This window comes from Photobacterium carnosum (genome assembly GCF_021236965.1).
Taxonomy (GTDB): domain Bacteria; phylum Pseudomonadota; class Gammaproteobacteria; order Enterobacterales; family Vibrionaceae; genus Photobacterium; species Photobacterium carnosum.
Genome location: NZ_WMDN01000002.1, coordinates 275,246 through 299,733, shown reverse-complemented (window position 1 = coordinate 299,733; position 24,488 = coordinate 275,246). Strand labels below are relative to the sequence as shown.

Genomic DNA, 24,488 nt, shown 5'->3' with positions numbered 1-24,488 from the left:
GGCGAGTTGATTTTTTAATGAATACTCATTTCAAATCAACTCGCCATTTCGTTTTTATTTAGTTCGTTTTAATTAAGTAAGTAACTACTTACGCATTACCCTTTACTTGCAATTGTAAATCGGCGGCAAACGCTAACATTCTGTTGAGTGGAATAAGTGATTTCACACGAATGGCTTCATCAACAAAAATTTCATGTTGCGAGCCACCTTCAGCCAAGGCTGTATAAATAGCTTTTAAGCCATTCATTGCCATCCACGGACAATGTGCACAACTGCGACACGTTGCGCCTGCACCTGCAGTCGGTGCTTCAATTAATTCTTTATTGGGCACCATTTGTTGCATCTTAAAGAAGATACCTTTATCGGTTGCCACAATTAATTTGGTCTGTGGTAATGTTGTTGCGGCTTTTATTAATTGACTGGTTGAGCCAACAGCATCAGCTAATGCAACCACACTGGCAGGTGACTCTGGATGCACCAAAATAGCAGCATCAGGGTGTAGGTGCTTCATCTGTTTTAGGGCTTGTGCTGAGAACTCATCATGCACAATACACTCCCCTTGCCACAATAGCATCTCAGCGCCAGTTTGTTTTTGAATATAACCACCTAGATGGCGATCTGGACCCCAAATAATTTTATGCCCTTCACTATCTAAGTGATCAATGATTTCTAACGCGATACTCGATGTTACCACCCAATCAGCGCGGGCTTTAACAGCGGCTGATGTATTTGCATAAACCACAACCGTATGATCAGGATGCTGATCACAAAACTCAGTAAACGCATCAACAGGACAACCAAGATCGAGCGAACATTCAGCCTCTAATCTTGGCATTAAGACTGTTTTTTCAGGGGTTAATATTTTTGCAGATTCGCCCATAAATCGGACGCCACAAACAATCAATGTTGTTGCTGAATGTTGATTACCAAAGCGCGCCATTTCAAGTGAATCACCAACAAAACCTCCCGTCGCTTCAGCGAGAGCCTGAATCTCGGGATCAGTATAATAGTGAGCTATTAGTACGGCATTATTGTTCTTTAGTAGTTGTTGGATTTCTTTAATGTAAACCTGCTTTTCATTATCCGATAAAGCGGCAGGTTTGGCTGGAAACGGATAGATCATTTCCGATGGATCAAATGTAATATTCATTATTCATTTGCTCGTCAGCATTCCTTACGTGTTTGATCATTATACGCATGATTTTTTAAATATCATCATTAACTAACATAGCCATAACATCACAGACATATAAAACACCATTTGTGCGCATTATATTTCTAAAAAACATATATAAAAGTGAAAATTTATTAATTTTATTCTGAGAATCCTCTGAGAACATCTCAGAAAAAATATTATTGATATACGTCACAGTTTTAAAGGTCACTATATTAAATAATATCTTATCGCTTTATTGCAACGATTTAACTACCTGTAGAAGAGGTGAGACATTGGTGAAGGTCTATAACTATCATCAAGCTAGCCCTTACGGCATACAATTATAAATTAAGCCGAAAAGCCTTTCTCATTTGAGAAAGGCTTTATTTTTAAATATCAGGCTATTTTTTGAAACACAAAAAAACGTATTAATAATCTCTTTGGGTAAATGAGTATTACTTAATACTTTCACTATATTTACGTTTTGGCCAAAAAACACATTTGTTTCAAGATCTGTAACAGAAATAGGCTTATCGATATGTTCAAATATATACTTTATAAAGCGATAATTACCACTGCCATCACGCACTGAAATTACTTTGTGTCCATCACAAAAAACAGTTTTCGTCTTGTCATCAAAAGAAAGTCGTTTTTCTTTATTCTCAAAAGACATTAATAAATAGACATAAGAAACAACCGTCATAATACAAAAGAAAACAAATATCACAATCATAAAGAGCTCCATATATTTAACCTATTTAGCCTCTTTACAAATTTGAGGTATATTCTTCACACTAACCCACTGCTGGAATCGTTGAGGATCACTTTGACATAAGGTAATAATTGAACCTATTTGTGCAGTCCAACCATCTTGTTTCCATAATTCTATATTTGCTAAAATCACTGCTTCTGAATGATCATTATGTAATGATTGCTCAATAATATTAAACGCATTCTCACCAGCCATTTTAGTGGCATAATCACGATTTATGTTAACACCATAAATCAATACACCACCAGTAATCCAACCAGAAAAAGCCAATAATACTAAGAATACCGATATTATTTTATTCATAGAATAACCTTGGTAGCTATATACGCAAACGGCATATTGTTACAATGGCAGAATCAGAAAGAATTTGCTTCAATTTGTCACGATCATTATCACAAATAGTCGTTACAGATCCTGTTTGAGCCGTCCAGTCATTTGCAAACCAGAATTGTATTTGTTCAATAATTTCTTGATCTGATTTTTTATTTTGCAGAGATTGAGAAACAATATTATAAGCATTTACCGTAATTTTATCATTAATAAAATCACGATCATTATTTAAATGGATAAATATTAAATAAGCGGCAAACAACCAACCTGAAATGGAAATTAATGAGTAACATAATATTTTTTTTTGACTTAGCAAAACAACTCCAGCTATCCATAGTATTAGTATTACATTTAGTAAAATTTACTGATTTATTTAACAACAGCAAATAATACCAAAAAAAATAGTAAATTCCATGATAGTTTATGTTAGATAAAAATCATTTTAATACAGTTATTATTAATAGGCTAAAAAAGAATAATACCTAGCCAATAACAAATAAATAGCAAAAAAAACCCACATAAATGCAGGTTTAAATAGATTAATAACAATAAGTCTAGTGCTTTGATAACTTCAATAACGCAGACTGTGCTTGCTTAGCACTGGTCGAGTTCGGATATTCCTTCTCAACTTGAGTGTAGTAAGACATTGCTTTAACGGTATCATTACCTCGCTCAGCAATAACACCCAGTTTTAATAATGCATTTGCACGCTTGCTTGAATCTTTAATGCTCACAACAACTGCAAAATTCTTTGCCGCTTGAACTAAATCATTTTGAGCGAAATGAAGCTGACCAAGCCAATAACTTGCATTAGGCCTGTATACTGACTCAGGATAAGTGATTAAGAAAGATTCAAATGCTTGAGTCGCCCCTTGATAATCTTTCTTTTTCAAAATTAAATTTACTGCATTTTGATACGCATCATTCTCATTCATATTTTTAGAATATGTTTCTACTGATGTGTGACTTACCGCTTTAACTGCTGGCGTTGCTTTTACTGGTTGGCGACTTAACTGATCAACATCATTGTACAGCTGTCGTTGACGCTCTTTCATCTGCTTAATATCGTAACTATTACGTTCTACTTTGCCACGAATATTATCAATATCAGCCGACATTTGATCTAGCTGACGTTGAACTTGCAATTGTGATTGCCCTTGAGCTTCAAGCATACGTTCTAATGTTTGTAAATTAGCTGCTGAAGCAGGCGCGGCGACCACTTGGGTCGCCGCACCAACCAGCAACACTAATGCAAACTGACGCATTATTTTGTTACTGTTCATAATTATCAACCTAAATCTTAATTAATAAACGATCACTGCACGACGATTCTTCGCGTAATCAGCATCCGTATGTCCAAATAATAATGGTTTTTCTTCACCATAACTTACAATCGACATTTGATTAGCCGACACACCTAATGCTTGCAGGTATTGAGATACAGCGGTAGCACGACGCTCACCTAACGCAATGTTATATTCAGGCGTACCGCGCTCATCAGCATGACCTTGAACAACAACCTTGGTATTAGGATGATTACGTAAATATTCTGCGTGAGCCTCTAACATGTTTTGATACGCAGGTTGAATTTCAGCGTTATCAAATTTAAAAAAGACTGTTTGCTCTTCTTGACGCAACTTTTTCATTTGTTGCTCATGCAATTGTTGCTCAGTCATCGATCCACTTTGATCAATCGGCGTAGAGATTGTTGTTTGGCCAAGACCACTATTAATACCAACATTACCATTCTGGTTTTGAGACGCGGTAGAGCTGCCAGTACTATCTGTTGAACTACATGCTGCCAATGTCATCATTGGTAACGCAATGGCTAAGCCTTTTAAAATTCGGTTAAATTGCATCTATTTTCATCCTTCATCATTCAGTAATACCCATTAATTGGATATATTATTGTTCTATAATCCTATTATAGGAATGGACCCCAAGCAGGTGCTCGTACTCGTTTACTTGTCGATGGTAAACGCGCTTGGAATCGACCGTCAATAGACACTAGAGACAATTCATAACTATTATTTTGTGCTGAGCTATAAATAATCATACTGCCATTAGGGGCAATGCTTGGTGATTCAGCTAAATTTGCTTTTGTTAATATCTGAACAGCGCCACTTTTTAAATCTTGCTTAGCGATGTTGTAACCACTATTTGAACGATTCACCATCACTAAAAAACGGCCATCAGGGGTAATTTGAGCCCCCATATTTTGGCTGCCTTGCCATGTTACACGTTGAGTCTCACCTGTCGCTAAATCAAGATGATAAATTTGTGGACGACCACCACGATCTGACGTGAAATACATAGATTTTCCATCGGGCGTCCAAACTTCTTCCGTATTATTAGCGCGACCATGGGTTATCTGGCGTAATTGCTTTGTTTTAAGATCTTTAATATAAATCTGTAAACTACCCGTTTTTGATAATACCATTGCCAATTTTGTACCGTCTGGTGAAAATTGTGGTGAACCATTATGACGAGGATAATTAGAAATTAATTCACGCGTACCTTTATAAATATCCAGTACAAAAATTTCAGCTTTACCATTTTCAAAGCTTACATACGCTAACTTACTGCCATCAGGCGACCAAGCGGGTGACATTAACGGCTGCTTTGATTTTAAAACTACACGCTCGTTATAACCATCATAATCAGCCACACGCAATTGATACGGAAATTGTGCGCCCTGATTATCATCGACATAAGCTATTCGAGTTAAAAATGCACCTCGTTGACCCGTCAATTTTTGATAGATCATGTCTGAAATACGATGTGCATATTGACGCATCCGATTCGGTTTTACGACCGCACGGTTATTTAACAGTAAGTAATCACTCGCAGTACCTTGCGCATCACTATTTAGTTTACCTTTAACTATATCAACCAGTTGATAATTAATAACATAATTACCTTCTGCATTTTGAGTAATACTGCCAGTTACAACTGCATCAACCCCTAACTTAGTCCATGCACTGTAATTAATTTGACTTTCATTATAAGGGCGTTGTGGTAATTTATTATTCGCTATTGGACTAAATTTGCCACTTCGCTGCAAATCAGAAGCAATGACAGCTGATATATCGGTAGGTAATTTATTTTGACCTTGCCACTCAAAAGGTACTATTCCTATTGGGCGGGCGGAATCAACACCATCAGTGATGACTAAATCAAGTGCAGCATGTGCAAATTGGCTAACGCTTAGTAAGGCAAAAAATACGCCTATCATCCAACGTTTCATCAATCGCTCCTTAATAGTTACAAAAGCCGCAATCACTCTTACGGCAAAAAATAAAGTCAGTATTCACAAGTTCTACGAATAATCTACGGACTAACCGTTAAGTTGATTTCCCGTAATTGTTTAACCACATTTGGGTCATCTGGCATAGGAAACACATCCACTTGTAACACCGCTGATTTAGCAGCACGGCAAAGGGTGTCATTACCGGCTAACTGTGAGACATTCAACACTAAACCATTAGCTGCCAAACGTAATCTTAGCTTACATTTCTGACCTTTAAGGCTTTGATCGACCAATAAATTTTGTTGGATCAGTCCTTTAAACATCGAGCTATACTTAGCAATTTCATCATCAATATGCTGGTCTTTCACACCATCACGTTGCTCATTTTCAGCTTCTAATCCTGAAAGCATATCATTTAATGCTGCATCTTGTTTAGCTTGAGCATCTGCCTTCGCTTTAGCGTCTGCCTTCGCTTTAGCATCTGCCTTTGCTTGAGCATCTGCTTTCGCTTTAGCGTCTGCCTTCGCTTTAGCGTCTGCCTTCGCTTTAGCGTCTGCCTTCGCTTTAGCGTCTGCCTTCGCTTTAGCATCGGCCTTCACTTTAGCATCGGCCTTTGCTTTAGCGTCTGCCTTCACTTTAGCATCGGCCTTTGCTTTAGCGTCTGCCTTCGCTTTGGCGTCTGCCTTCGCTTTAACGTCTGCCTTCGCTTGAGCATCGGCCTTTGCTTTAGCGTCTGCCTTCGCTTTGGCGTCTGCCTTCGCTTTAACGTCTGCCTTCGCTTGAGCATCGGCCTTTGCTCTGGCTTCTATAGCCTGTTGCTGCTGTACTTGTTGTCGTTTTTTAGCTTCACGAGTTGCTTTTTCTGCTGTTAGCTTATCTTCTTTCAGCTGACGGATCCGCTCGGCATCAGTTTTGCGTTGTGCTTCAAGTGCAGCGGTTTGTTGTTGTAAACGAGCTTGACGGGCCAACTCAGCATTTTTAGCGGCTTGGCGTTGCTGACGAATTTGCTGAGCTTGTTGATTCAATATTGCAGGATCAATCATTGTCGCTTGAATGGTATTTCCTACCGCTTGTTTTTTCTCAAAGGTAAAATCAGCGCCCCACAATAACAGCACAATAAATAATACATGTACAAGTACGGATATAATAACTGATGTCGAATAATTACTCTTTTTCATGCCTTAATTTCCAGGCTTATCGAGAGGATCCGTCATTAAACCTACAGATCCAACACCAGCATGGCTTAACGCATCCAAAGTTTCTACAATATTTGAATAAGGTGTGCGTCCATCCCCCCCCACCATAACCAATGTTTTAGGATTCGCCGCAAGCTCTGCTTTTACTCGAGCGACTAATTCATCAAGACTAAGGTCGTGTGCCATCTCTGCATTATTAATGCTCACCCCTAAGTGGCCATCTTTATCAACTTCGACAATAATAGGTGGTGTATTAGAATCAGGATTCATATCTGCAACGGTTTCAGCTGTTTGCGTCTTAGGTAAATCAACATCGACACCTTGGCTTACAAACGGTGCTGTCACCATGAAGATAATTAATAAAACCAACATTACATCAATATAAGGAACGACGTTAATCTCTGCCGTTATTTTGCGTTTCTTCGGTTGATAAGCCATTGCTTATTACTCCTGATTCGCTGCAAATGCCTGGCGGTGTAAAATACTTGAAAACTCCTCCATAAAAGTGGCGTAAGTATGTTCAAGTTTAGTTACTTTATTAGTAAGGCTATTATAAAACATCACTGCAGGAATCGCAGCGAAAAGACCCATCGCGGTCGCAACCAATGCTTCAGCAATACCTGGTGCAACCATCGCTAATGTTGCTTGTTTTACAGCACCAAGTGCAATAAATGCCGTCATAATGCCCCATACTGTACCAAAAAGGCCGATGTAAGGGCTGATAGAACCAACAGTCGCAAGAAACGGCAAGTTAGTTTCTAGTTCATCAACTTCTTTTGATAATGAAACCCGCATAGCACGTCCAGTACCTTCCATTACCGCTTCAGGTACACTGCCATTACTACGATGTAAACGTGCAAACTCTTTAAAACCTGAATAGAAAATCCGCTCAGAACCTGAGAGATCATCTTTACGTTCTTGAACTTCTTGATAAAGCTGTGAAAGATCAACACCAGACCAGAATCTGTCTTCAAATTGACTGGCGTTACGTTCAGCACGGTTTAAAACTTGTGAGCGCTTAATGATCATTGCCCAAGAAGCAATCGACATTCCAAGTAAAATAAGCATAACCAGTTTTACCAACAAACTTGCTTGTAAAAAAAGGTCTAAAATGGTTAGTTCTGAGTTCACCTAATTTATCTCCGGCTTTAATTGTGCAGGTAATGCGATGGGTTTCATGATAGTTGGATTAACGCAGGCAATTTTCACTATAGCGCGGCAAAATACCACATTATGATCATCAACCAATTCTTGGTTAAATTCTATTGATGCGCGACGTACATTTTGAATGGTTGTATTAACAATAAGTTGATCATCTAGCTTTGCACCACGAATAAAATCAATATTCATACTACGTACAACAAAACTCATATTATCCGCAAATAATTGCTGTTGGTTTAAGCCAATATAACGCAATAATTCAGTTCGAGCTCGCTCAAAAAACTTTAGGTAATTAGCGTGATATACCACCCCGCCTACATCAGTATCTTCATAATAAATGGTAATTGGCCATTTAAAAATATCTTGTTCTTTCATTTAGTATCCATAACCACCATGTCTCCACGATGCTAACAATCACGCTTAATACTACTATACCCTAAGTCATCCACAGATAGTTACCATGACACTAATAGATAAGTGCATTTAACTAAAAAATGAAATTTGTCCGTAAGTTCTGACAATCAAATTACAATTCTGTTCAGTTATCATGCAGCAAAAAAATTGCTCATGATCACGATAATTTCATCCCATAAAAAAAGCCTGCTTCCATTATGGTAACAGGCTTTTTTATGACTACAGGTTAAACGTTATAAGAAGCGTAACCCGAGAATATACAGCAATATAGGCAGTGCGATATAAGGTGTAAATAACACCTGAAAATACCACCGATGAGGAACAAAACCCATACCAAATACTATCGCACTACAGGTTGCCCAAATCATCAGCGGCGCTAGTCCTACACTAAATCCACCAATATCTTTGGCAAATTGTTGAGGCTCCCACATTAATAGCCCTGTAATAGTCAATGCTATTACTACTGCTAATAATTTAAGAGGCAACACATTCAATGGTGCATGAAGTAGCTTAACCGCACGATCTATCTTACTCACTGTCTTTATCCATATTTTCAGTCGTTTCAAGCCATAACGCATTGACAATACCGAATGAACAAGCCAGTAAAACACCTAGAATCCAAGCGAAATACCACATAGTTCGTCTACTCCTTAGTACAGTGAAGTCTTGTTGTCTTCGATATATTTAGTATCAAGACGACCAAACATTTTGTAGTAACACCATGAGGTGTACACCAAGATTACAGGTACCATAACAAATGCTACCACGGTCATAATCTTCAATGTGTATTCAGATGATGTTGCATCCCAAATAGTCAAACTTACATTAGGATCTAAGCTTGAAGGCATAATAAATGGGAATGTTGCAAAACCAAATGTTAATACCACACCAACAACCGTTAAGCTTGAGAACAAGAACGCAAAACCTGCACGTTCAGCACGTGAGCATAATGCTGTTAGTAATGGCATCGCCACTGCAAGTATTGGTGCAATCCACAATACTGGGTAGTTATGGTAATTAATAAACAACGCACCCACTTGACGAACAACATCTTTCGTTAATGGATCTGAGGCTACATTTGGCAATACTTGCGATGTAATCACATAACCGTTAATACCTTGAGAGACAAAACCCGCAATAATAAATACAACGGCCATCAATATTGCTGAAATTGCAGCAACATTACGGGCACGAGTATGAATAGCATCGGTTGTTTTCATCTGTAGGAATGTTGCGCCTTGGGTAATAACCATTAATACGCTAACAACACCACAAAGTAATGCAAACGGATTCAATAAACCAAAGAATGAGCCAGTATACGTCGTCATCATAAATTCGTTTATTTCAAACGGTACGCCTTGCATAAGGTTACCAAAAGCAACACCAAAAATAAGCGGTGGAACAAAGCTACCAACGAAGATTGCTTTATCCCATAAACCACGCCATTTTGGATCAGTTAGCTTAGAACGATAATCGAAACCTAATGGACGTAACCATAGTGACGCTAACGTTATAATCATTGCCACATAAAAACCAGAGAATACCGTTGCGTAAACTAATGGCCATGCCGCAAATAACGCACCACCAGCGGTGATCAACCAAACTTGGTTACCATCCCAGTGTGGTGCAATTGAGTTAATCATTACACGACGTTCGCCATCTGTCTTACCAATAATTGGAGACAGCATACCTACGCCCATATCAAAACCATCTGTGATTGCAAAACCGATGCACAACACACCAATTAGTACCCACCAAATGATTCGCAAGCTTTCATAATCAAACATTATTCTGTTTCTCCCTGCTTACACTTCAACCTGACGTGAAACCACATCTTGTGCTGTATCTTTTTGCTCAAAATGATAACGGCCTGTCTTCAAGCTACTTGGACCTAAACGTGCAAACTTAAGCATCAAGTACACTTCAGCAATCAAGAACAAAGTATAAAGTCCGATAATTGCAGCTAACGAGAACCATAATTGTGAGGGTTCAAGGTTGGATGCGGCCATATGTACAGGCAGTATTTCACCAACAGCCCATGGTTGACGACCATATTCGGCAACAAACCAACCTGCTTCAATCGCAATCCACGGTAATGGCATACCAATCAATGCGGCTTTAAGTACCCACTTATTACCCGTGATTTTATGACGGCAAGACTGTACAAATGCAGCACCAATAATGGCAAACATTAAGAAGCCTGCACCCACCATAATACGGAAGCTAAAGAATAGCGGCCATACACGTGGAATTGAGTCATCAACGGCTTTTTGAATTTGCTCTGGTGTCGCATCAACAACTTTATCAGTATAAGGCTTCAACAATAGGCCATAACCTAAGTCGCCTTTGACTTCATTAAATGCTGCAACATTTGCTGGTGTTCTTTTACCTTCACGCAATTTTTCAAGCAAACCATATGCAACCATACCATTACGGATACGTACTGCATGCTGTTTTTTCAGATCGCGAATACCTAATACTTGAGTATCAAGCGAACGTGTAGCGATAATACCCATTAAGTATGGGATCTTGATCGCGTACTCTGTTTCCATCGTATCTTGATTAGGGAAACCAAAAGCGGTAAAGGCTGCAGGAGCCGGTTCGGTATGCCACTCTGCTTCAATTGCTGCTAATTTTGTTTTTTGAACATCACCGAGTTCATAACCAGATTCATCACCCAAAATCATTACTGAAACGATTGATGCAAGACCAAAAGCAGCAGCGATTGCAAATGAACGACGAGCAAAGGCAATATCACGCCCTCTTAGCATGTAGTATGAACTTACGCCAAGAATAAACATCGCACCACAAACATAACCAGATGCAACTGTGTGAACAAATTTAACCTGAGCAACAGGGTTAAAGATAACTTCAGAGAAGCTCACCATTTCCATACGCATGGTTTCATAATTGAAATCCGCGCCTACAGGGTTTTGCATCCAGCCATTGGCAATTAAGATCCACAATGCAGAGAAGTTAGAAGCTAATGCAACAAACCACGTCACTGTAAGGTGTTGACGTTTTGATAGACGATCCCAGCCAAAAAAGAACATACCGACTAAAGTGGATTCAAGGAAAAACGCCATCAGTGCTTCGATTGCTAACGGCGCACCGAAAATATCACCAACATAATGAGAATAATAAGCCCAGTTTGTACCAAACTGGAATTCCATGGATAGGCCAGTTGCCACACCCAGTGCAAAGTTAATCGCGAAAAGCTTACCCCAGAACTTTGTCATGTCCTTGTAGATTTGCTTGCCTGTCATAACATAAACTGATTCCATGATGGCAAGTAAAAAAGCCATACCTAGAGTCAGGGGAACGAACAAAAAGTGATACATCGCTGTAAAAGCGAACTGTAACCGCGATAGTTCGACGACATCAGTTAACATTGATAACTCCTTTTTTCACCAGCTGACTGGTGAAGTACTACACAGTGTACCGATTATTGGGTTTAGCCAATCGTAGATAACAAACCGCAATATTAGTGATCTTCCTGATCGCATTTACCATGATGATAATGGCGTCCATCCTATTGTTGCGGTTTTGTACCAAAAATATTGTTTTACTGTTATTCTACAGCTAATAAATTCCAGGCTAATATTACAGATATCAGCAATAATCTTCAAAGTATTTATTAATAGTTTTGCTTTGATATTTATCAAACAAAATACCACCGCAAGACATCGACAACACCAAACATGATCCATATCAATAAATATTGCACTTTTTAGCGTTGAATTAAAATTTACTCTGTTTCTATTTTTAATATCTGTCTTTAATATTGATACATTACAATATAACCCATTCTCATTTATTCATAATAAAACGATAAACATCTCGCTATCTTTTCACTTCGCTATGATTAAAAATCATTATTAAACAATCAATTACATAATTCCGTCTGTGAATAATTATATACCTATAAAGAATAACAAAACAGCAGCTATGATAATAACATTCAGATCAAGCGTTAGCCTCAAAAACACACAAAATCATTATAAAACAAACAGTTAATATCTAATTAGCTACTATTTATTAATCTAATCTTCCCTGCCGATCATTTTGTATTAAATAGATTTTAATTATGAGTGAATATTTTAGAAAAAAATACCGCACTAATGTAATGACACCTATTAAATTTAGATAAGGTTTAGATAGAAATCCATGTTTTTATGCTTATTCCCAATGATTAAACCGTTGCTAAATAGTAATCAATGTTATTTTTAATAACATTATCATTCCTAAATATTTATTTTTTTACCCATTACTAAAATAAAGATATAAAAAAACGAGACTATTATTATCTCGTTTCTTATTTCTTTGTTTTTCTTTAATTGTTATTTTGTTTTTGGTAGATCAAGTCCAAAATGCAAATAAGCACGTTGCGTCGCAATACGGCCACGGGGGGTGCGCTGTAAAAAACCTTGTTGAATTAAATAAGGTTCAAGTACATCTTCAATGGTATCTTTTTCTTCACCAATTGCCGCCGCAAGGTTATCCAGCCCTACGGGTCCGCCCATAAACTTATCAATAATTGCCATCAATAATTTACGGTCCATATAATCAAAACCACTACTGTCAACATCAAGCATATCAAGCGCTTTATTGGCGATCTCTGGGCAAATATGACCATTACTTTTCACTTCGGCATAATCTCTTACGCGACGTAATAATCGGTTTGCAATACGAGGAGTACCACGGGCACGCATTGCCATTTCCATCGCACCGTCTTCTTCAAGAGATAAACCAAGATAATTAGCACTACGGCATACGATGTCTTTGAGATCGTCAACTTTGTAATATTCTAATCGTTGCGTAATACCAAAACGATCTCGCAATGGTGACGTTAATGATCCCGCACGTGTCGTCGCACCAATTAACGTAAAAGGCGGCAAATCAATTTTAATCGAACGCGCAGCTGGACCTTCACCAATCATGATATCTAATTGGTAATCTTCCATTGCGGGATACAGTATTTCTTCAACTTGTGGACTTAAACGATGGATTTCGTCAATGAATAACACATCGTTTTCTTCTAGATTAGTCAGTAGTGCAGCCAAATCACCCGCTTTTTCAAGCACCGGTCCAGACGTTGTACGAATACTTACCCCCATTTCATTAGCAACAATATTCGCTAATGTGGTTTTACCTAAACCTGGTGGGCCAAAAATCAATAAATGATCTAACGCTTCATTACGCAATCTCGCCGCTTGAATAAAGATTTCCATTTGATCACGAACGTGATCTTGACCTTGATAATCGTTGAGTAACTTTGGACGAATAGCGCGATCAATAATCTCATCTTCGCGAGGTGTCTCAAAATTACTAGAAACCAGTCTATCGGCTTCAATCATAATAAATACCTATTACAGAATGTGTGATCACACCATTGAACGTAGCGCATCACGGATAATCGCTTCGCTGGTCATATCAGGCTTAGCAACTTGTGCCACAACTTTTGCGGCTACTTGTGGTTTATAACCTAAGGCAACTAATGCACTCACCGCTTCATCTTCAGCACGCGCTTGATTTGCAGGATATTGAATGTCAGCATTAGATGCAGCAGTGTCGAGTGCCGCAGTGAATAAATCACCCTCACCCCAGCCTTTAAGACGATCTTTCATCTCAACCACTAATCGTTCTGCGGTTTTCTTACCTACACCTGGAATTTTAACCAGTGTCGTAACGTCTTCTAATTCTACGCTACGAACAAATTGGCTTGCGGTCATTGCTGATAAAATTGCTAGTCCTAATTTAGGTCCGACGCCATTTGCTTTAATGACTTCACGGAACAATTCACGCTCATTTTTTTTATTAAAGCCATACAATAATTGGGCATCTTCACGCACGACAAAGTGAGTAAATATAATAGCTTCTTGACCTAACTCAGGTAACTCATAGAAACAGCTCATTGGCATAGCAACTTCATAACCAATGCCGCCCACTTCAAGGAGTACTTCTGGTGGCTGTTTTTCAATCACAATTCCGCGTAGTCGGCCAATCACAACATCATCTCTATAATAGGAAGTAAACTGGCACTAGAATAGTAAACTACTGGATCAATATCCAGCCCTTTATGCCTATCACCTTCAATAAAAAAAGCAGCCATCGCTGCTTTTATATAATAACAATAAGGCTTATTACGCGATAAATTAACGGTAACGACCACGGCGAACACTGGTCGCTTTACCCGCCATCGCCATTAAGGTTTTATTGGTATGTGCATGACAAATAGCAATCGCTAAGGCATCGGCAGCATCGGCTTGTGGTTTTCCTTCCAGCTTTAATACTGAGCACACCATATGCTGTACTTGCACTTTATCCGCACCACCATTACCTACTACGGCTTGCTTTATTAGTCGCGCAGCATATTCACTCACAGGTAAGTCCGCGTTCACCGCTGCGACAATAGCACAACCACGAGCTTGTCCGAGCTTGATCGCAGAACTGGCGTTTTTTCCCATAAACACTTCTTCAATCGCAAAACAGTCGGGTTGAAATTGAGTAATAACCTCAGAAACCCCTGCATAAATCTGTTTTAAACGACCGGGAATATCTGGGCATGATGTACGAATACACCCACTACCTAAATATTCTAGTTTACGACCAACTTGTCGAATAACCCCGTACCCCGTAATACGCGAACCCGGGTCAATACCTAAAATGATAGACATGAATCCAATATTACCACTTGGTTAATATATCAATTTTCTGTTATGGCGAATTATATTCCAACCACTTTCAACATCGACATTGATATAAACATAAAAATAAGCCGACCACTTATTGCTAAGGGTCGGCCTGTTATTCGCTATTGTTAATAAAGATTAATAATAGTGAATATCGTCAAGTCAGTTGATTTAACAACCTAACTTATTCTTTATCTATTTTCTTCTTTGCAATCTTAACGGCAATTGAAAGTTCTTCCAATGACGCTGGGTTTGCTAAACTTGGCGCATCTGTCAATAGACATGCTGCTGCTGTTGTTTTAGGGAATGCAATAACATCACGAATGTTATCAGTACCACAAAGTAGCATTACCAAACGGTCAAGACCAAATGCAAGGCCTGCGTGTGGTGGTGTACCAAACTTCAATGCATCAAGTAGGAAGCCAAACTTCAAACGTTGCTCTTCAGTTGAGATACCTAAAATATCAAACACTGTTGATTGCATTTTAGAATTATGAATACGTACAGAACCGCCGCCGACTTCATAACCATTAATAACCATATCGTACGCATTTGATAGTGCATCAGCAGGGTTAGCAGCTAACTCTTCTGGTGTTAAGTTTAATGGTGAAGTAAATGGGTGGTGCATTGCAGACAATGAACCATCTTCGTTCTCTTCAAACATTGGGAAATCAACAACCCAAAGTGGTTTCCAAGCTGACTTATCCGTTAGCTCAAGATCTTCACCAACTTTAAGACGTAATGCACCCATTGCTTCAGTTACAACACGCTTACTATCCGCACCAAAGAAAATGATATCACCAGATTCAGCTTGAGTACGCTCAAGTAAAGTCGTCACAATTTCTTCGTTTAGGAACTTAGCCACTGGAGATTGAACGCCTTCAATGCCAGCAGCACGATCGTTCACTTTCATCCATGCTAAGCCTTTAGCACCATAAATGCCTACAAACTTAGTGTATTCATCAATTTGCTTACGGCTTAATGATGCGCCACCAGGTACACGCACAACAGCAACACGACCTTTTGGATCATTTGCAGGAGCAGAGAACACTTGGAACTCAACATCTTTAAGAATATCCGCAACATCCACTAACTCTAGAGGGTTACGTAGATCGGGCTTATCAGAGCCGAAACGACGAGCTGCTTCTTGAAATGACATTACAGGGAATGTGCCTAGATCTACATTAAGTAGTTCTTGCCACATTTCAGTGATCATTTTTTCAGTCACTGCACGTACTTGGTCAGCTGACATGAATGATGTTTCAATATCGATTTGAGTAAATTCAGGCTGACGATCAGCACGTAAATCTTCATCACGGAAACATTTAACGATTTGGTAGTAACGGTCAAAACCAGACATCATCAACAATTGCTTAAACAGCTGTGGTGATTGTGGTAATGCGTAGAATTTACCTTTATGTACACGACTTGGTACTAAGTAGTCACGTGCACCTTCTGGTGTCGCTTTTGTTAGTACTGGTGTTTCAATGTCTAAGAATGCATTGTCATCAAGGAAACGACGAACAAAGCTTGATGCTTTCGCACGTAGCTTGATACGATCACTCATTTCTGGACGACGAAGATCTAAATAACGGTATTTTAGACGTTGCTCTTCTGAGTTCTTTTGATTGAAATCAAGAGGTAACGCTTCTGAACGGTTGATGATCTCAAGGCCAGTTGCAAAAATCTCAACTTCACCAGTCGCCATGTCTTTATTACATTGGCTTTCAGGACGCTCACGTACTTCACCGCTTAAACGGATACAAAATTCGTTACGTAATTGGTTTGCTAGTGTGAAGATCTCAGTCATATCAGGATCAATAACAACTTGAACCACACCTTCGCGATCACGCATATCAATAAAGATAAGACCGCCCAAATCACGACGACGGTTAACCCAACCGCATAAATCTACTTTTTGTCCTGCAAAGGACTTATTTAGGTGTCCACAATAATGGGTGCGCATAAGAAATTCCCAATCTATATATTTATTTAGCATGCTTGTATTTATGTCACAGATCACTGCCAACTCAAATACAACTGGTTCAATCCTGACTGCTTGCTGTCTAATTTACGCATAAAATTGGATAGCAAGCCAACCAAGAGGAAAAATAACACGTTATTATACCCAAACAGCCCCAGTTTGCGAAGTTAACCGCACGTTTATTCACATGATCTGCAATCAATCAGAAATGGAACCATAATTAACAGTTTTTTCACGCCTGATAATTTATACTTTTCTCAAATGAACACTTTAAAGTTGCAAAGTATCTATCTCAATATCATTGGAGATATTCATAACAACGACTACTTCTGGCAATGATTTGCCTATTCGATTAGGTTTAACGCAATGATCACACAACCATTAGGTCAACAATTTATATAATGCAGGGTGTAAAAATAGCGATCGACTTGCCCATGATGCAGACGTATTTAGCACGATAAAAGATAACACCATTTTTTATGCCATCGCTCCTGCCGATAACCCCTTATTTGCTTTACTGGCCCCTCGATAATAGTTATAACAGTGGCTCTACCCCATTGAGCAAAACCTCAACACCAACAACAAAATCAACAAATAACACGGTTATGATAAAGAGTGTAATAACAATTATTAAAGACAAATGATGCTATTTTCTCTACAATACGCGACCTTTCAAAGGTGATGGATCACCTGATAGTCGCTATTTAATCCAAGCAACTATCACAGTCCCTGTAGGATACTTGTTCTTTATATATGATGAGGTTCGTGATAATGGCAAGCCACGATAATATTTTTGCTACGCCAATTGCAAAACTGGGTGATTTTACGTTTGATGAACGTGTTGCTGAAGTTTTTCCAGATATGATTCAACGCTCGGTGCCGGGTTATAGCAATATCATCTCTGCTATTGGCATGCTCGCTGAACGTTTTGCTAAGTCGCATTCGAAAGTATACGATCTTGGTTGTTCACTTGGCGCTGCCACTTTATCGATGCGTCGTCATATTGATCAGGAAGGCTGTGAGATTATCGCGATTGATAATTCAGCAGCAATGGTTGAACGTTGCCGTTTATTGGTGAATGCCTACCGTTCTGAAACACCAGTGCAAGTCATTGAAGCAGATATTCGTCACGTTGAGATTCAAGACGCATCCGTGGTTGTGCTTAACTTTACGCTCCAATTTCTATCTCCCGATGATCGTCTCTCATTACTAGAGAAAATCTATGCTGGCCTGCGCCCAGGTGGCATATTAATCTTATCGGAAAAATATATTTTTGATGATGAACGTGCAAATGAGTTGCTAATCGATCTTCATCACGACTTTAAACGAGCCAATGGTTATAGCGAATTAGAAATTAGTCAAAAACGCAATGCGATTGAAAATGTGATGCGTCCTGACAGTATTGAAACCCATAAAAAACGTTTCAATGAAATTGGTTTTTCTAGCTCTGAAGTATGGTTTCAATGCTTCAATTTTGGCTCAATGTTTGCGATTAAATAAGGTTTACAGTTTCAATATGTTTAGTTTTTCTGCTTTTTATCAGCTTCTCGCTCAACATGAGACTTTACGTCCATGGTTAAATACTTTGCCGCAACAATTAAGTGATTGGGAGCAGCAAGAGCATGGAGATATGGCGCGTTGGGTACGTGCTCTACAAAAATTCCCTACCGATAAACCTGATATTATTGATCTCAAAAATGCAGTCAGTGTACGTAATGAAGTGCCGATTGCTGATGGAGAAAAAAAACGTTTAGAGAGTCTTTTACGTTTACTTCATCCATGGCGTAAAGGCCCTTTCAATATGCATGATATTCATATTGATACTGAATGGCGGTCTGACTGGAAATGGGATCGTGTATTACCACACATAACACCATTGACTGGTCGCAGCGTATTAGATGTCGGTTGTGGTAATGGCTACCATATGTGGCGCATGCTGGGTGAAGGGGCAAAATTAACTGTAGGTATCGACCCATCAAGCTTATTCTTAATTCAATTTGAAGCCATTAAACGTTTAATGGGCCAAGACGATCGCGCCTATTTATTACCGTTAGGCATTGAACAGTTACCCGAGTTAAAAGCGTTTGATACCGTGTTTAGTATGGGGGTGTTATATCACCGCCGTTCACCATTAGATCATATTCTGCAATTAAAAAACCAATTACGAGCCGGTGGCGAAGTCATTTTAGAAACTCTGGTCATTGATGGCGATGAAAATACCGTCCTTGTACCAACACATCGCTATGCTCAAATGCATAATGTGTATTTTTTCCCTTCAGCTAAAGCATTAAAAGTCTGGATGGAAAAATGTGGCTTTGTTGATGTCCGTATTGTTGATGAGAATATCACGACCACAGACGAACAACGATCAACCAATTGGATGACAAATAATTCCTTACCAGAATATCTAAACCAAGATGATAGTTCAAAAACTATCGAAGGATATCCAGCCCCAAGACGCGCAATCTTAGTCGGTAGGAATCCTGACTAACGACTGACAAAAGGGATGCTGTGCGCATCCCTTTTTTGATGTAAACTAATGTTGTTATTATATAAAACAGACGCACATAGGAGATATGATGCTTCGTCTTAGCGTATCAGTAATTGCACTAGCGATACTTTCAGGATGTACCTCAAACGCAACGCTAGAGAAAAACCACCAACAAACTTTAGCTGCTATCAATAATGTTTCTACGCACGTTGATACTAAAATCAATGACGTTTCTACACATATTGAAAAGCAACAACAATATATAGGCCAACTTGAAAGAAAATTAGCATCTATCTCAAAAGATATAAAATTTCTTAAGCACAAGAGCCTAACTCAACCTAAAGTCATTATTGAAAAACAAATTATTCGAATTCCCGTAGAACAGCCAGCGACTGACTCTAAAATCGCGAATGGTAAAGTGATTTTAGGACAAGAAGAATGGGTTTGGATTGATTCTGTTAAGAGCCATTTTAAAGCACGGGTCGATACGGGTGCGACAACATCATCACTCAATGCCGTTGATGTACAAACCTTTGAACGCGATGGTAAAGAATGGGTACGTTTTAATTTAAGTCATGACTCTGCAATTGATACACCAACAGAAATTGCAGCGAATAACAAAGCAAAACCAGAAACCATTGAAGCACCGATTTTCCGTTGGGTACGTATTCGTCAGTCAACCTCAGAAGATGCGGTTCGCCGCCCAGTAATCGAAGCATGGATTACGTTAGGTAGCTTGCATGAAAAGACCCAGTTTACGCTAGCAGATAGAACAAAAATGGACTTCCCTGTTTTACTTGGACGTGAATTCTTTAAAGATATTGCGCTAGTTGACGTAGGTAAGCAATTTGTACAAGGACAGACTGAGCCAAAGCCAGTCCAAGTTAACAAATAAATAAAGAGGCTGTCATGACGTCTAGAATACCCTTTTATATACTTATCTCCCTGCTGATAATTTCAGGTATTGGATTAAGCGTATATCGCCATGATGTCTATGGCGTGCCATGGACACCAGGAAAAGAACGCGCTGTTTGGGAAGTAGAAGCACGAGTACAATTTGACGCTATTGGCGACCCAGTACAAGTAAAAATGTCGGCACCGGGCACGCAGCAAGGCTTTACACTGATCGATGAAAGTACATCATCACCCCCAAATTATTCAGTAGTGATCCACAATACTAAAGATGGTCGTGAAGCCGATTGGGCAACACGTACCGCGATTGGTAAACAAGTGTTGTATTACAAAACCCAATTATTGGTTGATGAGCATGCTAAATATAAACCTGTGCCACCAAAAGGTGAACCGGATGAAGTTAGCTTAAGTAATCCACAACAAACAGCTGCAACAGCATTGTTAACCCAAGCGCGTAATTTATCAGCTAATGATGTGACATTAGCGCGCGAGTTAATTCGTGAGTTACATGATAAACAGAATCAAAATGCCGCAGTGTTACTTGATACAATGTCACCCGCTGATGTAGTTACTAGCCTATTATCACTTGAAGGCATTAATTCTCGCATTGTCAGTGGGTTAACACTTGAAGATGGTCGTCGTCGTCAAAACGTATCACCAATGGTTGAAGTGTGGGATAAGCAACAGACAAACTGGCAGCTATTTAATCTCACCACTGGCGAGCAAGGCAAACCTAAAAATGTGATGATTTGGAACCAACAAGGTAATGCATTACTGGATGTTGTTGGTGGCCGTAACTCAAATATCAGTTTCTCTATTATTGCCCAAGACATTACGCCACAACGTGCAACTCAAGAAAAAATTAAAGTTGAAGATCTATTAAACTTCTCAATTCATAGTTTGCCTCTTGAAGAACAAGCAATGTTTAAAACCATCATGCTTGTGCCTATTGGCGCATTAATTGTGGTGTTTTTACGTATCATTATCGGGCTTAAAACATCAGGTACATTCATGCCAGTGTTAATCGCGGTTGCCTTTGTGCAAACCCAGCTATTAACCGGTATTGTTGGTTTCCTATTGATCGTGGGTACCGGTTTAATCATTCGAAGTTATCTGTCGAAACTCAACCTACTTCTGGTCGCCCGAATATCCGCGGTGATAATTACCGTAATATTGATCATTTCAATATTCACCGTGGTGGCATTTAAAATTGGCTTAATTGAAGGTCTCACAATTACCTTCTTCCCAATGATCATTTTGTCATGGACTATCGAGCGGATGTCGATTCTATGGGAAGAAGAAGGTGCAAAAGAAGTGTTTATTCAAGGTGGTGGTTCGCTATTAACATCAGTGCTAATTTACCTTGCAATGACAACACCCATTGTACGTCACCTAACGTTTAACTTTATTGGTGTTCAATTTATTATCCTTGCGGTTATCTTAATTTTAGGTAACTACACCGGTTATCGCTTAAGTGAGCTACGTCGCTTTAAGCCATTAGTCGAGGATTAATCTATGTCGTTCTTTTCACAGTTTACCTCACCGAAAAAACTGCGTGATCGTGGCATAATGGGAATGAACAAACGTAACCATAGCTATATTGGTCGATATAATGATCGTAGTCGTTTTCCGCTTGTAGATGACAAACTAAAAACCAAGTTCATTGCTCAACAAGCGGGAGCAACCGTTCCTGATTTGATTGGTGTGATTGAGAGCCAAGCGACGGTTAAGCATATTCACCATATGGTTAAAAACTGGCCTGGGTTTGTAATAAAACCCGCTCAAGGCTCTGGTGGTAAAGGCATTTTGGTAATTGTGAAGCACAAAGATGGCATTTATATTAAGCCATCAGGTGCTGAAATTAATCAACAAGATGTTGAACGTCATATTACCAATACCCTTGCCGGATTATTCTCGCTAGGGGGTAAAAATGATGTTGCGATGGTCGAAAACCTAATTCAATTTGATAATGTATTTGATGGTTTTAGCTATGAAGGTGTGCCCGATGTACGCGTGATCGTATTTAAAGGTTATCCTGTGATGGCAATGATGCGCTGTTCGACGGCAGCTTCTGATGGTAAAGCAAACCTTCACCAAGGTGCAGTTGGTGTCGGTATTGATATTGCATCAGGTAAAGCGATTCGAGCGGTACAGTTTAACTTACCCGTTGAACGCCATCCTGACACTGATCGCTTATTAAGTGAGCTTGAAGTCCCTGAATGGAACAAGCTGCTGGTACTTGCTGCCAGTGCATGGGAAATGACAGGCTTAGGCTATATTGGAACAGATATGGTATTGGACAAAGAAAAAGGTCCAATGGTATTAGAGCTAAATGCTCGTCCCGGTTTAGCGATTCAAATTGCTAATGGTACTGGCTTGTTACCACGCTTACGTCATATTGAAGCAATGGGAGTAACCGCACATACACCGACGCCTGAAGAACGAGTGGCGTATTGTGCCCATCAATTTGGCGCTAAACCTGAGTTCTAAACGACTATCAATACAATAATATGATTAGCCCTGACATACTCAGGGCTTTTTATTACCTAAAATAAATCATTAAAGTTACTCTTATTAATGTCGATAACTTAAGTATCTTATTTAACATAGCCCGTTATTGATTACATGCAAACTCAATCACTTGATAATTTACAGCTTATTAATGAAATTCAACTCGGTACTCACCTTAACCATGCGGTTGAAGGTGGACGTCGTGCTGATTTTGCATTGATGTTAGCGTTATTGTCTACTGATCTGCATGAAAAAATTCCTGTTGATACTACCCCAATAGAAACACTGTCATCACAACAACTGCGAGCTTATTTTGAGATTCCAGTACCACAGCCCCTCACATCAACACCATCATGTTATCAACGAGCAGCGGAACAAGCACAGGCCTTTCATCAAGCAAGTTTAACCAGCACCCGTCTATTGGCACAATTGCAACCAACCGCCCTTTCTTACCCACCCCAAAAAACCAAAGGTTTACCAGAAGACTTATTCCATAATCTATCTCTTCACGAACGTCGTAAATTACCACCTATCGAGCTAAAACCACTTCAAGCAACGCCACAAGATCTTTACTTAGCGTTAATTAAATCTAAACGCCAGAGTGAAATGAGTTGGGCTGCTTAAACCAATATTTGCAGTTGATCAAAGATAATATATATTATTTATGATGCAGAAATAATAACCCTATTTGTTCGTGACACCGCTCATAATTTCTTCTTTATTATTATTAGTTTGCACTATTTTTAACTAGTATTAAGGATAGTAATTGCCTTAGATATAACCACTACAAAATTAATACCAATAAGGCTTAAAATAAGACTATCTAAACATTAAGGCTGGGAATATATGCATATCGGACAATCAGTCGCTATTATCACCGATGCTGGTAATCCTATTGGTAAAGCAATAGCGCTTCATTTCGCATCATTAGGGGCTACTTTAGCGCTAGTCGATAATAACGAAGTTGAATTAAAAAAAACCTTACGATCTTGTCAAAAAATAAGTGATTCGTCAGCTGCGTTCTACATAAAAAGCTACGATGAAACTAGTATTAAAACACTATTTCAACAAGTGAATAAAAGATTTGGATCAATCAATATATTATTGAATACTTGGACAGGCACAGAAATACCTAATCTATTATCACCAACATCAATCGTCGACTTTAACGATATAATGCAAAAAAGCGCTGCGAGCTTTTTTATCTTTGGTAAAGTAGCCGCTGAATTTATGCAGCATCAACCTCATCAAAGTGTCATTGTTAATCTGGCATTGAGCAATGACAATCATCAACCACACACACCCACAACCAGTAAAACCGTTGTCAGTGGTTTAACTCAAAATTGGGCGAACGAACTTGCGAATTTAAATATTCGTGTCGGCGGTATTGTACCGATAAATCTACAGAATAAGCCTTGTGACCAACACGCGATTATTAATATCCCGATGCAAGACGAAATTGCGCGTAACGTCGAATACATTGTCCGTAATGATTCATTCAACGGACGAATGCTAGAGTCTGAGATTGGAGTTTAAACAGCTGTAAAATAATAAATTAATCAATCGGCTAAGATAAACACTTGGCCTTTTTTATGTTCAGAGGTTGCGAGGTTAATCAC

At 39.0% G+C, this 24,488-nt stretch carries 26 protein-coding genes; 7 read left to right on the top strand and 19 right to left on the bottom strand.

The features are described 5' to 3' along the window. Positions 1–88: 88 nt before the first annotated feature. From nadA to aspS, 19 genes are all read right to left on the bottom strand, one after another. On the bottom strand, positions 89–1,150 hold the full coding sequence (gene nadA, locus GLP24_RS03360) for a quinolinate synthase NadA (RefSeq protein WP_232615515.1): 1,062 nt from the start codon (positions 1,148–1,150) through the stop codon (positions 89–91). 373 nt (positions 1,151–1,523) lie between these two features. Continuing rightward, positions 1,524–1,889: a hypothetical protein gene (locus tag GLP24_RS03355; RefSeq protein WP_101767111.1), complete on the bottom strand. Its 366-nt coding sequence runs from the start codon at positions 1,887–1,889 to the stop codon at positions 1,524–1,526. Between the two features lie 21 nt (positions 1,890–1,910). Further along, complete coding sequence (locus tag GLP24_RS03350; RefSeq protein ID WP_232615514.1) at positions 1,911–2,231, bottom strand: hypothetical protein; 321 nt, start codon at positions 2,229–2,231, stop codon at positions 1,911–1,913. A 16-nt stretch (positions 2,232–2,247) separates the two neighbouring features. Beyond that, positions 2,248–2,574: a hypothetical protein gene (locus GLP24_RS03345; protein WP_101767113.1), complete on the bottom strand. Its 327-nt coding sequence runs from the start codon at positions 2,572–2,574 to the stop codon at positions 2,248–2,250. A 238-nt stretch (positions 2,575–2,812) separates the two neighbouring features. Next, positions 2,813–3,541 carry a tol-pal system protein YbgF gene (gene ybgF, locus GLP24_RS03340; RefSeq protein ID WP_232615513.1) on the bottom strand — a complete coding sequence of 243 codons (729 nt, stop codon included), beginning with the start codon at positions 3,539–3,541 and terminating at the stop codon, positions 2,813–2,815. A 21-nt stretch (positions 3,542–3,562) separates the two neighbouring features. After that, entirely contained in the window at positions 3,563–4,117 is a 555-nt protein-coding gene (gene pal / locus GLP24_RS03335; RefSeq protein ID WP_101767115.1) for a peptidoglycan-associated lipoprotein Pal, read from the bottom strand. A 65-nt stretch (positions 4,118–4,182) separates the two neighbouring features. Continuing rightward, positions 4,183–5,505: a Tol-Pal system beta propeller repeat protein TolB gene (gene tolB / locus GLP24_RS03330; protein WP_101767116.1), complete on the bottom strand. Its 1,323-nt coding sequence runs from the start codon at positions 5,503–5,505 to the stop codon at positions 4,183–4,185. An 83-nt stretch (positions 5,506–5,588) separates the two neighbouring features. Next, positions 5,589–6,686: a cell envelope integrity protein TolA gene (gene tolA, locus GLP24_RS03325; protein ID WP_232615512.1), complete on the bottom strand. Its 1,098-nt coding sequence runs from the start codon at positions 6,684–6,686 to the stop codon at positions 5,589–5,591. Positions 6,687–6,689: 3 nt separating this feature from the next. Further along, the gene (gene tolR, locus GLP24_RS03320) at positions 6,690–7,142 is read right to left on the bottom strand and encodes a protein TolR (RefSeq protein ID WP_101767118.1); all 453 of its coding nucleotides are present in this window, start codon (positions 7,140–7,142) and stop codon (positions 6,690–6,692) included. A gap of 6 nt (positions 7,143–7,148) precedes the next feature. Next, positions 7,149–7,835, bottom strand: coding sequence for a protein TolQ (gene tolQ / locus GLP24_RS03315; RefSeq protein WP_221942685.1), 687 nt, complete (start codon positions 7,833–7,835; stop codon positions 7,149–7,151). Further along, the gene (gene ybgC / locus GLP24_RS03310; protein WP_101767120.1) at positions 7,836–8,240 is read right to left on the bottom strand and encodes a tol-pal system-associated acyl-CoA thioesterase; all 405 of its coding nucleotides are present in this window, start codon (positions 8,238–8,240) and stop codon (positions 7,836–7,838) included. 272 nt (positions 8,241–8,512) lie between these two features. Next, a complete protein-coding gene (locus GLP24_RS03305; protein ID WP_227990233.1) occupies positions 8,513–8,815 on the bottom strand; it encodes a cyd operon YbgE family protein in 303 nt (100 codons plus the stop codon). Beyond that, a complete protein-coding gene (gene cydX / locus GLP24_RS03300; protein WP_036795409.1) occupies positions 8,808–8,915 on the bottom strand; it encodes a cytochrome bd-I oxidase subunit CydX in 108 nt (35 codons plus the stop codon). The genes GLP24_RS03305 and cydX overlap by 8 nt, the downstream gene beginning before the upstream one ends. Positions 8,916–8,929: 14 nt before the next feature. Beyond that, a complete protein-coding gene (gene cydB, locus GLP24_RS03295) occupies positions 8,930–10,066 on the bottom strand; it encodes a cytochrome d ubiquinol oxidase subunit II (protein WP_101767122.1) in 1,137 nt (378 codons plus the stop codon). 18 nt (positions 10,067–10,084) lie between these two features. Continuing rightward, the gene (gene cydA / locus GLP24_RS03290; RefSeq protein ID WP_101767123.1) at positions 10,085–11,671 is read right to left on the bottom strand and encodes a cytochrome ubiquinol oxidase subunit I; all 1,587 of its coding nucleotides are present in this window, start codon (positions 11,669–11,671) and stop codon (positions 10,085–10,087) included. Positions 11,672–12,619: 948 nt separating this feature from the next. Next, positions 12,620–13,636 (bottom strand): Holliday junction branch migration DNA helicase RuvB, encoded by a 1,017-nt coding sequence (ruvB, locus tag GLP24_RS03285; protein WP_101767124.1) that lies wholly within the window; start codon positions 13,634–13,636, stop codon positions 12,620–12,622. Between the two features lie 27 nt (positions 13,637–13,663). After that, positions 13,664–14,287: a Holliday junction branch migration protein RuvA gene (gene ruvA, locus GLP24_RS03280; protein WP_101767125.1), complete on the bottom strand. Its 624-nt coding sequence runs from the start codon at positions 14,285–14,287 to the stop codon at positions 13,664–13,666. A 147-nt stretch (positions 14,288–14,434) separates the two neighbouring features. Further along, positions 14,435–14,956, bottom strand: coding sequence for a crossover junction endodeoxyribonuclease RuvC (gene ruvC / locus GLP24_RS03275; RefSeq protein ID WP_045037304.1), 522 nt, complete (start codon positions 14,954–14,956; stop codon positions 14,435–14,437). 199 nt (positions 14,957–15,155) lie between these two features. Continuing rightward, positions 15,156–16,937: an aspartate--tRNA ligase gene (gene aspS, locus GLP24_RS03270; protein ID WP_101767126.1), complete on the bottom strand. Its 1,782-nt coding sequence runs from the start codon at positions 16,935–16,937 to the stop codon at positions 15,156–15,158. Between the two features lie 789 nt (positions 16,938–17,726). Here aspS and cmoA point away from each other — a divergent pair. The 7 genes from cmoA to GLP24_RS03235 all read left to right on the top strand — a co-directional run bounded on the left by cmoA (position 17,727) and on the right by GLP24_RS03235 (position 24,405). Beyond that, entirely contained in the window at positions 17,727–18,455 is a 729-nt protein-coding gene (cmoA, locus tag GLP24_RS03265; protein ID WP_101767127.1) for a carboxy-S-adenosyl-L-methionine synthase CmoA, read from the top strand. Positions 18,456–18,471: 16 nt separating this feature from the next. Further along, a complete protein-coding gene (cmoB, locus tag GLP24_RS03260; RefSeq protein ID WP_152652892.1) occupies positions 18,472–19,446 on the top strand; it encodes a tRNA 5-methoxyuridine(34)/uridine 5-oxyacetic acid(34) synthase CmoB in 975 nt (324 codons plus the stop codon). Positions 19,447–19,534: 88 nt separating this feature from the next. Continuing rightward, positions 19,535–20,341, top strand: a complete 807-nt coding sequence (locus GLP24_RS03255; RefSeq protein ID WP_152652893.1) for an ATP-dependent zinc protease family protein — start codon at positions 19,535–19,537, stop codon at positions 20,339–20,341. 14 nt (positions 20,342–20,355) lie between these two features. Beyond that, on the top strand, positions 20,356–21,870 hold the full coding sequence (locus GLP24_RS03250) for an inactive transglutaminase family protein (protein ID WP_232615511.1): 1,515 nt from the start codon (positions 20,356–20,358) through the stop codon (positions 21,868–21,870). A gap of 3 nt (positions 21,871–21,873) precedes the next feature. Next, a complete protein-coding gene (locus GLP24_RS03245) occupies positions 21,874–22,848 on the top strand; it encodes an alpha-L-glutamate ligase-like protein (RefSeq protein ID WP_232615510.1) in 975 nt (324 codons plus the stop codon). Between the two features lie 135 nt (positions 22,849–22,983). Continuing rightward, positions 22,984–23,493, top strand: coding sequence for a VC2046/SO_2500 family protein (locus GLP24_RS03240; RefSeq protein WP_232615509.1), 510 nt, complete (start codon positions 22,984–22,986; stop codon positions 23,491–23,493). 222 nt (positions 23,494–23,715) lie between these two features. Further along, a complete protein-coding gene (locus GLP24_RS03235) occupies positions 23,716–24,405 on the top strand; it encodes an SDR family oxidoreductase (protein WP_221942695.1) in 690 nt (229 codons plus the stop codon). Positions 24,406–24,488: the final 83 nt, after the last annotated feature.